The organism is Dietzia sp. SYD-A1 (assembly GCF_015356725.1).
GTDB lineage: Bacteria > Actinomycetota > Actinomycetes > Mycobacteriales > Mycobacteriaceae > Dietzia.
The window spans coordinates 1-8,722 of the sequence record NZ_JADDKI010000149.1 but is presented as its reverse complement, the minus strand read 5'-3'; the positions used below and the strand labels follow the sequence as shown (position 1 = coordinate 8,722).

General features: G+C 71.1%; 11 protein-coding genes. 2 read left to right on the top strand and 9 right to left on the bottom strand.

All coding sequences use genetic code 11. The annotated features are described in order from the left end of the window. Positions 1–185 (bottom strand): hypothetical protein (locus IY392_RS07000; protein ID WP_194860846.1); only part of this gene is annotated, 185 nt, incomplete at its 3' end. Positions 186–286: 101 nt separating this feature from the next. Here IY392_RS07000 and IY392_RS06995 point away from each other — a divergent pair. Further along, a complete protein-coding gene (locus IY392_RS06995) occupies positions 287–916 on the top strand; it encodes a DUF1801 domain-containing protein (RefSeq protein WP_107755681.1) in 630 nt (209 codons plus the stop codon). A gap of 28 nt (positions 917–944) precedes the next feature. Here IY392_RS06995 and lysS read toward each other — a convergent pair whose 3' ends face one another. From lysS to IY392_RS06980, 3 genes are read right to left on the bottom strand one after another with little or no spacing between them, the layout of a single operon-like run. Beyond that, complete coding sequence (lysS, locus tag IY392_RS06990) at positions 945–2,582, bottom strand: lysine--tRNA ligase (RefSeq protein ID WP_107755680.1); 1,638 nt, start codon at positions 2,580–2,582, stop codon at positions 945–947. Positions 2,583–2,603: 21 nt separating this feature from the next. Next, complete coding sequence (gene glsA, locus IY392_RS06985) at positions 2,604–3,566, bottom strand: glutaminase A (protein WP_194860845.1); 963 nt, start codon at positions 3,564–3,566, stop codon at positions 2,604–2,606. A 46-nt stretch (positions 3,567–3,612) separates the two neighbouring features. Beyond that, positions 3,613–4,029 carry a rhodanese-like domain-containing protein gene (locus IY392_RS06980; protein WP_228549126.1) on the bottom strand — a complete coding sequence of 139 codons (417 nt, stop codon included), beginning with the start codon at positions 4,027–4,029 and terminating at the stop codon, positions 3,613–3,615. A gap of 250 nt (positions 4,030–4,279) precedes the next feature. Between IY392_RS06980 and ygiD the strand changes: the two genes are divergently transcribed. Then, complete coding sequence (ygiD, locus tag IY392_RS06975; RefSeq protein ID WP_107755677.1) at positions 4,280–5,071, top strand: 4,5-DOPA dioxygenase extradiol; 792 nt, start codon at positions 4,280–4,282, stop codon at positions 5,069–5,071. Positions 5,072–5,137: 66 nt separating this feature from the next. Here the strand turns inward: ygiD and IY392_RS06970 are convergent, their stop codons facing one another. The 5 genes from IY392_RS06970 to IY392_RS06950 all read right to left on the bottom strand — a co-directional run. Further along, entirely contained in the window at positions 5,138–5,800 is a 663-nt protein-coding gene (locus IY392_RS06970) for a TMEM175 family protein (protein ID WP_228549125.1), read from the bottom strand. 33 nt (positions 5,801–5,833) lie between these two features. Next, positions 5,834–6,604, bottom strand: a complete 771-nt coding sequence (locus tag IY392_RS06965) for a type III pantothenate kinase (RefSeq protein WP_107755675.1) — start codon at positions 6,602–6,604, stop codon at positions 5,834–5,836. 16 nt (positions 6,605–6,620) lie between these two features. Further along, positions 6,621–7,046, bottom strand: a complete 426-nt coding sequence (panD, locus tag IY392_RS06960) for an aspartate 1-decarboxylase (protein WP_095717939.1) — start codon at positions 7,044–7,046, stop codon at positions 6,621–6,623. Further along, a complete protein-coding gene (panC, locus tag IY392_RS06955) occupies positions 7,047–8,033 on the bottom strand; it encodes a pantoate--beta-alanine ligase (protein WP_095717940.1) in 987 nt (328 codons plus the stop codon). It lies immediately after the preceding gene. Next, the coding region (locus IY392_RS06950) for a DUF2520 domain-containing protein (RefSeq protein WP_194860843.1) at positions 8,030–8,722 on the bottom strand (693 nt) is incomplete at its 5' end. The genes IY392_RS06950 and panC, both read right to left, overlap by 4 nt.

The window sequence follows — 8,722 nt, the reverse complement described above, 5'->3', positions numbered from 1 at the left end:
AGCAGGCCGCCGGCGGTGGTTCGCAGGTCCGCGTCAGCCTGCGCTGAGCCGGCCGCGGCCTGATCGACCACCTGCTGGACCTCGGCCGGGAGAGCCGGCTGGGCCGTCGCGCCGGGGCTCGCGGTCCCCACCACGACGAGCCCCGCCGCCACACCGGTCACCAGCCGTGACAGTGTTCTTCTCATGCGGTGATTATGTCCGGGGTCGTCCACCTGGACAGGCGTCTGGAGTCACGTTCGGGTCTCGACCCGGGCGGTCTGAGGACGCGGGGGCTAGCGTTCGCGTCATGAGCGCGTCACCGCTTCCCCTGCCCAGGCTCTCGGCCCCGGCTTCCCGCGCACTCAGGGATGCCGGGATCACCGACCTCCGCCAGTTGGACGGCACGCCCGAGAGAGACGTTCTCGCACTGCACGGGATCGGCCCCTCCCAGCTCGGGGTTCTGCGCGACGCGCTGACCGCCGCCGGACTCTCCTTCACCGAGCCGGTCGCCCGGCCCCGGGCGACCGGCCGGAACGACAACACGGCGATCCGTTCGGAATCGATGTCACCGCGGGGGTGGATCGAGGGGTTACCCACCGCCCGACGCGTGAAGGACGGTCTGCGCCTGCTCGACCTCTTCGGTGAGGTGACCGGCGAGGACCCCACCATGTGGGGCCCCTCGATCGTGGGCTACGGTCGGCGCCACTACGTGTACGACAGCGGACGCGAGGGCGACACCCTCCGGGTCGGTTTCAGCCCCCGGGCCTCGGCCGTCAGTCTCTACGGCTTGCTGGAGGCCCCGGGCGCGGCCGCGTTGCTCGCGACGATGGGTCCGCACAAGACCGGGAAGGGGTGCCTCTACGTCACGTCCCTGGCCCGGATCGAGGAGACCGTCCTCCGCGATCTCGTGGCCGCGGCCTGGGCGAACCCGGACTGACGCTCGCGGAACCGGGTCGAGAGTCTCGTCAGTCCCGCGGCAGCGGCTTGACCATCGGGAACAGGATCGTCTCCCTGATCCCCAGTCCGGTGAGCGCCATGAGCAGGCGGTCGATCCCCATTCCCAACCCGGTGGTGGGCGGCATCCCCTGCTCCATGGCCGCCAGGAAGTCCTCGTCGAGGACCATCGCCTCGTCGTCACCCGCCGCTGCCAACCGCGCCTGATCCTCGAAGCGCCGCCGCTGGATCACCGGGTCGACGAGCTCCGAGTACCCGGTCGCCAGCTCGAATCCACGGACGTAGAGGTCCCACTTCTCGGTGACCCCGCGGTCCGTGCGGTGGTCGCGGGTCAGGGGCGAGGTCTCCACGGGGAAGTCCCGGACGAAGACAGGACCGTCCAGCTGATCGCCGCACAGGTGCTCCCACAGCTCCTCGACGAGTTTGCCGTGCAGCCACCCCCTGCCGCTGGGGACCTCGAGCCCGACCCTGCCGGCCAGTTCGGTGAGTTCGTCGACCGTCGAGTCGACCGTGACGGCGTCCTCGTCGTCGTCACCGTTCACCAGCTCGGGGTGCGTGGCGCGCAGCGCCTCGTTGAGGGACGGGTACATGCGCATCTCGCGCCACTGCCCGCCGAGGTCGTACTCGGTGCCGTCGGCCAGGGTCACCGTGGTGGAACCGAAGACCTCGAGCGCCACCTCCTGGATGACCTCACGGATCATCGTGGCGGAGGTGTCGTAGTCCCCATAGGCCTGGTAGGTCTCGAGCATCGCGAACTCGGGGCTGTGCGAGGAGTCCACGCCCTCGTTCCGGAAGTTCCGGTTGATCTCGAAGACCCGCTCGATCCCGCCCACCACGCACCGCTTAAGGTAGAGCTCGGGGGCGATCCGCAGGTACAGGTCGAGGTCCAGGGCGTTGGAGTGGGTGACGAAGGGCCGGGCGGCGGCGCCGCCGTGCAGCGTCTGCAGCATGGGCGTCTCCACCTCGAGGAACCCCCGCCGGTCGAGGGCGGCGCGCAGTGCCCGGACGACCTTGATACGGGTGACCGCGTTGCGCCGGGCCGTGTCTCGCATGATGAGGTCGGTGTAGCGCTGACGGACCCGCGTGTCCTCGCTCAGCTCCTTGTGCGCCACCGGAAGCGGCCGGAGCGACTTGGCCGCCAGCACCCACGAGTCCGCCATGACGGACAGCTCGCCCCGCTTGGAGCGCACCACGCGGCCGGTCACCGAGACGTGATCACCCAGGTCCACGTCCTGCTTCCACGCCTCGAGCCGTTCCTCGCCCACGTTGGCTAGCGAGAGCATCGCCTGCAACTGCGGGGCGAACGGATCGGGCTCGCCCTCGGCCGCCGGGACGGACAGGTCCGCCTCGGGGCTCACACCGTCCTGGAGTCGGACGAAGCAGAGCTTGCCGGTGTTTCGGACGAACAGGACCCGGCCGGCCACCGAGACCACGACGTCGGTCTCCTCCCCCGGCTCGAGTGCGACGAAGCGCGGATCCGAGGCGATCTCGACGAGCCCGTGCGTGCGGGGGACCCCGACAGGGTAGGCGTCGACGCCGGAGTCGAGGATGCGCTGCCGCTTGTCGCGACGGATACGCACCTGCTCGGGGGTGTCGTCGGCGGGCTCGGTCGAGGCGGCCCCGGGCGCGGCGGGAGTCGTGTCGGTCACGACTGTCGAGGATAGTCGCCGCTAGGCGTCGGGGCCGAACCCGTCGGCACGCACGTGGTCGAGGACGTGGAGGTCCAACCTGTCCGACAGGGATTCGATGGCAGCCGCCGCCCGGATACTGTTGCCGTGCTCGTCCAGGCGCGGCGAGTACGCCGCGATGCCGTACTTGCCGGGCGCCACCGCCAACAGGCATCCCGACACCCCGCTCTTGGCGGGCAGTCCCACCTGGTACACCCAGTCACCCGCCGCGTCGTACATGCCGCAGGTGAACATCACGCTGTTGGCGTAGCGCACCGCCTTGCGCCCGAGGATCCGCTCGTCGCTGCCGGGGATCACCCCGCCGTTGGCGAACATGGCCGCCATGTGTGCGAGTTCGCGGACGTCCACGCGGACCGCGCACTGGCGTCCGTATCCCGCCACGACCTCGTGGGGGTCGTCCGCGAGGGAGCCCTCCTCGGCGAGGAGATGCGCGAGAGCCTGGTTGCGGTGTGCGCTCTTCGCCTCGATGTCGGCGATCTCCTCGTCCACCTCCACCTCTCGCCCGACGAGCCGGGAGAGCAGCGCGCGGATGTGCTCGAAGCGGGAGACCTCGTCGTCGTCGGTGTCCCCCACCAGGGCGTGGGCGGCCAACGCCCCGGCGTTGACCAGCCCGTTGGGGGCCCGGCCGGTACCGGCCTCCAGGGAGATCTCGTTGAACGCCTCACCCGAGGGTTCCACCCCGATCCGCTTGGCCACCTCGTCGACGCCCTTCTGGTCCAGGGCCAGGGCGTACACGAACGGCTTCGACGCGGACTGCAGGTCGAAGCGGATGTCGTCGTCCCCCGCCGAGACGACGCTGCCCCCGAGGTCGCACACCGCGATCGCCAGGGCGTCGGGGTTCGGATGCTCGTAGTCGCCGAGGTGCGGGACCAGCTCTCCCGAGGAGTCATCGCGGACCTCGTCGAGAATGCCGTCGAGCAGGTCCGCCGAGATGTGGTCCGTCATGGACGCGACCGTACCGCCGTCGGTGCCGGCGCGCCCCCGGTCGGGCTCAGTGGGCGGAGATCGCAGACCGCTCGCGCAGCAGGTGCTCCGCATCCGACAGCAGGCCGAGCTCCCCCGCGGCCCGGATCGCCTCGTGCCCCCCGTCCACCGCTCGCACCCCTCGCACGCCGCGGGAGTGCAGCTCCAGCGCGAACAGTTCGGCGTCGAGCCCGTCGTCACTGACCAGGACCACCTCGCGGCCCTCCTCCACGGTGGCGAGCGGGGACGGCGATCGGGGATCGAGGAGTTCGACGACGGGACGGGCCTCGACGGCGACCGCGCCCGCCAGCACGCCCTGTCGCTCGCGCTGGACCCGCGAGCGGATGTCCACCACGAGCGCCCCCGCCTCCACGGTGGTGCGGTAGTCCGCCACGTCCAGCGTGCGGGCGGCGGGGTCGGTGAGGGTGACGGCGAGAGAGGTCATCTGGCGCTCCTGGTGAGGCGGGTCCCGGTCGGTGCGGTCGAGGGGGTTGCTGCCGGTCGGGGACACCAGTGCTGCGCACGTGCGGACGCCACCGGACCGGCCGAGGGCATTCGACGTGCGTTCATGACCACGATAATAGACAGACCGGTCTATCTACCGCAAGGGCGAGCGCCTCTCGGCCGCCCCACCCCCCATCCGCTGGCGCGCTCCGGTTAGTTGATGCATCATATAGGTGGAGTAAAGGAGCATCATGACCACCACACCCTCGCGCCAGCCCGCCGTCTTCATCGGACACGGCGTCCCCCTCAACGCGCTGGAGGACAATCAGTGGACCCGACAGTGGGCTGCGCTCGGAGCCGCACTCCCCGAACGCCCCCGGGCCGTGCTCGCCGTCTCGGCCCACTGGTACATCGGCGCCACGGCGGTGACCACGATGGCGCACCCCCGGACGATCCACGACTTCTACGGCTTCCCCCGGGAACTCAACGAGTTCGACTACCCGGCCGCCGGCGCACCCGAACTCGCGTCCGAGGTGGCCGAGGTGGTCCGTCCCACCTGGATCGGCGAGGACCGCGACTCGTGGGGACTCGATCACGGCACGTGGTCCGTCCTGGCCCACGTCTTCCCCGACGCCGACGTGCCGGTGGCGCAGTTGTCGGTCGACGCCTCGAAACCCGCCGACTACCACTTCGACCTGGGAACCAGGCTCTCGGCGCTGCGGGACTCGGGAGTCCTGATCCTGGCCAGCGGCAACGTCGTGCACAACCTGGCCGCCGTCGACCCGTCCCTCGGCGACTCGGGCACCGACTGGGCGCACCGGTTCGACGACCACGCCCGGGCGCTGCTCACCGACCGACCCGAGGACGCGGTGTCGCTGCTCGACCACCCCGACGCCGGACTGGCCGTGCCCAGTGCCGACCACTTCCTGCCCCTGCTGTACACGGCGGGAATGGCCGCCGGGTCCGGCGAGAAACTCGACGCCTTCAGCGAGGGGTACGCCTGGGGGTCGGTCTCCATGACGAGTTACCGCTCTGCCGCCTGAACCCACCTGACCGCGAGGCCCCTGACCCGGCCGCAGCGCGGGGTCCGTGGCGGCCGACACCCGCCGTCAGGTCCCTCTCGCCCGATTCGCGAGTCGTCCCGTCAACGGCAGCAGCACGATCAACGACACCCACATGAACTGGGCCGCCGCGGCGCCGACCGTCAGCGCCACGGGGACCGACGCCAGGAACACCGCCGGGGTGGTGGTCGCCGCGAGCAGCACCAGGCTGTTCTCCCTCGCGGACGTGGGGCGGCGTTCCAGTCCGGCCGCGCGACCTCGTTGGTACACCGCGGCCTGGGCGAGGGCGACCCCGGCGATGTTCACGGCGTAGAGCGCGGTCGGCAGCGCCAGATCCGCCGTGGCCGGGTTGCTGATCGCATCGGTGGTGAACGGCACCAGGATCACCAGGCCCGTGGCCAGGAGGTTGCCGAACACCATCGGGCCGTCGAGACCGGTCAGCCCCTTGATCATCCTGACGTTGACCCGCCACAACGCACAGATCACCACGAAACTCAACGCGACCCCGAGCAACTGCTGCCCCACCCCGGATGCCGCCAGGGAACCGAGGTCCTGCCACGCCTGCGGCTCCGGCAGGTCGACGTTCACGATGAGCAGCGTCACGGCGAAGCCGTAGATGGCGTCGAAGAAGGACAGTCCGCGATCGAACTCGGAGGTGTCCCTGCGGATCACCTCGTCGTCATCGATCCTCTCCCGACCGCTCCCGCCCATGTCGGACAGCATGCCATCGGCCCGGGGCGTCGGTCAGGCGTTCTTCTCGAACACCAACCGCAGACCCTCGAGGGCGAGTTCCGGTTCCACGTCGGTGATCGTGCGCGACTCCTCGGACACCACGTCCGCCCGCAACCCGGTCAGCACCACCGCCGCGTCGGACAGGTCGGCGACGTCCGTCCGCAGGCGGTCGACCAGGGCGTCGATCTGACCGGCGAACCCGATCACGATCCCGGCCTGCAGCGCGGCCACCGTGTTCTTGCCCAGCGCACTCCGGGGCCGCACCACCTCGATCTTCCGCAACGCCGCCGCGCGCTCGGCCAGCGCGTCCACGGAGATGTCGATCCCGGGTGCGATCGCCCCGCCCAGCAACTCTCCGCGCGCGGAGACGGCGTCGACCGTGGTCGCCGTGTCCACGTCGACGACGATCACCGCGCCCTCGAACAAGGTGTGGGCGGCCAGGGCGTTGACGACCCTGTCGGATCCCACCTCCCGGGGACTGTCCACGAGGAGCGGTACGCCGGTCTTCACGCCGGGAGCCACCACGACCGCGTGGAGCCCGGGCCAGTAGTCGGCGGCCATCCGACGCAGCTCGCCGGTCACCGAGGGCACGACCGACATCGCCGAGATACCCGACAGGCGCCCGGCGCAGTCCCCGAGCAGGCCCCGGATGGTCAACGCCAGCTCGTCGGAGGTCACCGCCGGCGACGTCCGCATGCTCCAGGTGCGCTCGAGCGGCCCGCCGTCCGGGGGGAAGACGCCCAGGCGGATGTGGGTGTTGCCGACGTCGACGGTGAGTAACACGGCCCTATCCCGGCACCTAGACGGTGACGGGCTCGGGGACGCGCGGGTTCTTCAGCCCCGACCCCGCGGGGACGTCCGCCGGGTCGGTGCCCTCCGTGAGCATCCGGTTGTGGGGGTCGACGAACACGACGCGCGGCGAGTAGGCGCGCGCCTCGGCGTCCTCCATCACCGCGTAGGCGATGATGATCACCAGATCGCCGGGATGGACCAGGTGCGCGGCCGCGCCGTTGATGCTGATGACCCCGGAACCGCGCTCGCCGGTGATGGCGTAGGTGGTCAGGCGTGCGCCGTTGTCGATGTCGACGATGTCGATCTGCTGCCCCTCGAGCAGGTCCGCGGCGTCCATGAGATCCGCGTCGATGGTGCAGGAGCCCACGTAGTGCAGGTCGGCCTGGGTCACGGTCGCCCGGTGGATCTTGGAGTGGAGCATGGTGCGCTGCATCTAGAGGCCTTCCTTGAGGTCTGCGGCCAACTCGGCCTGCTGGGCGGCGACGGTCGCCTCGGCGGCGGCGAGGAATCCCGTGCCGATGGCCACGCCGACGTTGTCGATGAGGCGGGCGGATCCGATCCGGGCCGCCACCAGGAGACGCCCCGGACCCTCCTCCGGTGGCTCGCCGAGGTCGCCCGCCCGGAGTTCGAGGTAGTCGACGGAGATCTGCGGGCGCTCGGCCAGGACCGCGCGGGCGGCGTCGAGCACCGCCTGCCGACCGCCCTTGGCCGCGAACGTCCCCGCCACGAGCGCCGCGTTGAGGGTGGTGGCCAGCTCCCGCTCGTCCTCGGAGAGGTAGCGGTTGCGTGAGCTCATGGCCAGGCCGTCGGACTCCCGGACGGTGGGGACACCCACCACGCGGACGTCCATGTCCAGATCAGCCACCATCTGACGGATCAGGACGAGCTGCTGGTAGTCCTTCTCGCCGAAGAAGGCCTGGTGAGGGGCGACGATGTTGAACAGCTTGGCCACCACGGTGAGCATCCCGGCGAAGTGGCCGGGGCGGGCGGCACCGTCGAGGATGTCACCCGTCGGCCCGGGCAGCACGGTGGTCCTCGGCCCGTTCGGGTACATCGCCGCGGCGCTCGGGGCCAGGACCAGCTCGACGCCGGCCGCGGCCAGCCTGGCCACGTCCTCGTCCAGGGTCCGGGGGTAGGCGTCGAGGTCCTCCCCGGGTCCGAACTGCAGAGGGTTGACGAAGATCGACACCACCACCACGGACCCCGGGGTCCGGCGGGCGGCCTCGACCAGCGCCAGGTGCCCCTCGTGCAACGCGCCCATCGTGGGGACGAAGGTGATCTGCCTGCCGACCTTGCGCAGTGAGCGGGTGACCGCGTGCAGGGACTCGGGCTCGTGGTGGATGGTCAACTCGCCCCGGTTGTACCCGGTCCCCGGCCGACCGGGGACCGCCGTCCGCACGGGAAGGGTCGAGGCGGTCATCGCAGCTGCTCCGTCAGGTCGGGGGCGAGGAGGTCGGTGACGTCGCGGCCGGCCCCACAACGATCCGCGGTCCGCAGCGCGAGCGCGCGGTATCCGGCGGCGATTCCGCCGTCGACGTCCTCGAGAGCGTCGAGGTGGCGCGAGACGGTCACCGCGTCGCCCCGCATGACCGGACCGGTGAGCGCCGAGTCGCCGGCGGCCAGGACGTTGTCGAGGGCTGCCCGCAGCAGTGGCTCGAGGGTGCGACGGGCGAGCGCCCCGGCGTCCGCGCCGAGCATTCCGTCCGGGTCACCCTGGACCCCACCACCTGGGAGGACCGAGAACGACGCCGCGAGCGCCTCGGCGGCGTCGTTGACGAGCGTGACCAGGTGGTTGGCGCCGTGCGCGAGTGCGGCGTGGTAGAGGGCGCGGTGGGATTCGGCGACGGTGACGGGCAGTCCACCCGTCTCCATCACCAACATCTGTCCGACGACGAGACCCACCTCGTCCGGGGAGGTCAGGGCCCACGAGCAGCCCTCCATGCGCTCGATGTCCGCATCGCCCCCCGTGAAGGTCATCGCGGGGTGGGCCGCCACGACCACCGCGCCGGCGTCCGCGGCGGGGCGGAGCACGTCCGCACCGATCGCGCCGGCCACGTGGACCACGATGTGGCCGGGACGGAAGGCGTCGGCCGCGGCGAGGTCCCCGAC

Bases quoted from the DNA above. Each gene is read 5' to 3' on its own strand.
- IY392_RS06995 (WP_107755681.1), top strand. From the start codon at position 287: ATGAGCGCGTCACCGCTTCCCCTGCCCAGGCTCTCGGCCCCGGCTTCC.
- glsA (WP_194860845.1), bottom strand. From the start codon at position 3,566: ATGACGGACCACATCTCGGCGGACCTGCTCGACGGCATTCTCGACGAG.
- IY392_RS06980 (WP_228549126.1), bottom strand. From the start codon at position 4,029: ATGACCTCTCTCGCCGTCACCCTCACCGACCCCGCCGCCCGCACGCTG.
- ygiD (WP_107755677.1), top strand. From the start codon at position 4,280: ATGACCACCACACCCTCGCGCCAGCCCGCCGTCTTCATCGGACACGGC.
- IY392_RS06970 (WP_228549125.1), bottom strand. From the start codon at position 5,800: ATGGGCGGGAGCGGTCGGGAGAGGATCGATGACGACGAGGTGATCCGC.
- panD (WP_095717939.1), bottom strand. From the start codon at position 7,046: ATGCAGCGCACCATGCTCCACTCCAAGATCCACCGGGCGACCGTGACC.
- panC (WP_095717940.1), bottom strand. From the start codon at position 8,033: ATGACCGCCTCGACCCTTCCCGTGCGGACGGCGGTCCCCGGTCGGCCG.